Source organism: Aeromonas popoffii (assembly GCF_000820025.1).
Lineage (GTDB): Bacteria > Pseudomonadota > Gammaproteobacteria > Enterobacterales > Aeromonadaceae > Aeromonas > Aeromonas popoffii.
Map to the genome: position 1 here is coordinate 1 of NZ_CDBI01000102.1, position 1570 is coordinate 1570.

Genomic DNA, 1570 nt, shown 5'->3' on the forward strand with positions numbered 1-1570 from the left:
GTGATAACTAGATCTGTACAATGAAGGATGAACCCGTATTCTGCTAACAGGCCCCGGATCTGGTTGGCTTGGGCTGTCCTGGCCTTGATGAAGCCTTGTCGAGCACGATGCAAGGCCAGGATGGCCAATTGTTCGCTGCTCTTTATCGGCATGAACCGCATGGTGGGCCGAGTCACAGCTTCACAAATAGCTTCGGCATCCGCAGCATCGTTCTTGTTGGTCTTTACATAGGGCTTAACGAACTGAGGGGCCATCAGCATGACGGTATGCCCCAGCCCTTGCAATTTATTGGCCCAGTAATGGGCACTGCCGCATGCCTCCATGCCGATCAGGCTAGGAGGAAGATTGCTAAAGAATGAGAGCATCTGATCCCGCTTCAACAGTCGCTTGAGGACCGTCTTGCCCTGTTGATCAACGCCATGTAATTGGAAGAGATGTTTTGCCAGAACGATGCCGATAGTCGTAGCCTTCATGGTGGTCGCCTTTCTCATCAATGGGAACTTACATTCGCCACTTTGGCACTCAGATGCAGTTTTGGGGAGGGGCGACTATCCGATTAACTCCTGGTCTGACAGAAAATCAGTACTTTGCGAACGAAGCCCAGGTCAGCTTTAGGGAAGGTGCGAAGAAGTCATATGGCACAAAAGCGCCACATAATAACTAATTGATTTTAAACGGATTTATTTCAAATTTTTTGTTCGTGAGGTACTTGTTCGCACCTTCCATAGCACCTTAGTGATGTAGATAACTTGTGTTTATATTGTTTTATTTGTAATGAGGTGTCACTATAAAGAATTATTTTGTTTCTGCATGTTTCGGGTAAATCAATGTATAATTGGCAAGAAGACCTTCTAAAAGCATTAGGGGATCTGACACTGTCCAAAGCTGAAGTGTTGGGAAAAATAGATAATGCATGCAAGGCATTGGGTTTTGAGTACTATGCTTACGGTCAACGCCAACCGTTACCACTGACTAAGCCCAAAATTATCATGCAAAACAATTATAGTAATGCTTGGCAGCAGCGCTATCAAAGTCGAAATTACCTGTCCTTTGACCCTTCGATTCAAGCCTGTCTTACAGGAAAAGGGCCGATTGTATGGTCTGATGACTTGTTTAAGGTTGCACCAGAAATATGGGAAGAGGCTCAGGTGCATGGTTTACGAGTCGGCTGGGCACAAGGTATCATGGACCGCTCAGGCTATGTTGGTATGCTCACCTTGGCTCGTTCGACAGATCCATTGCTTCCGGCTGAGTTGGATGCCAAGCAAATGCAACTGCGTTGGTTAAGCCAGCTCACTCATTTATTGTTGTCACCTTTTCTCTCGTTGTCGGAAATGGAGGTCAGGTTGACTGAACGGGAGGCCGATGTGCTTCGCTGGACGGCAGATGGTAAGACTTCAGCCGACATCTCGAAAATTCTGAAAATCTCTGACAATACAGTTAACTTCCACATTAAGAATGCCTTGAACAAGCTAGGTTCTTCCAATAAGACTGCAGCCACGGTGAAAGCTGCTTTGCTCGGTTATCTAGCTTGAAAGAAAGTCAATGGCCGAGCCTGTAAATCCAATTG

Annotated in this window: 2 protein-coding genes; one reads left to right on the forward strand and one right to left on the reverse strand. The window is 46.3% G+C overall.

The genetic code is table 11. From position 1 onward, the window contains the following. Nucleotides 1-473 (reverse strand): IS110 family RNA-guided transposase (locus tag BN1129_RS21080; RefSeq protein ID WP_157013512.1); only part of this gene is annotated, 473 nt, incomplete at its 3' end. Nucleotides 474-800: 327 nt separating this feature from the next. Between BN1129_RS21080 and BN1129_RS21085 the strand changes: the two genes are divergently transcribed. After that, nucleotides 801-1535: an autoinducer binding domain-containing protein gene (locus BN1129_RS21085; protein ID WP_209418542.1), complete on the forward strand. Its 735-nt coding sequence runs from the start codon at nt 801-803 to the stop codon at nt 1533-1535. Nucleotides 1536-1570 lie beyond the last annotated feature (35 nt).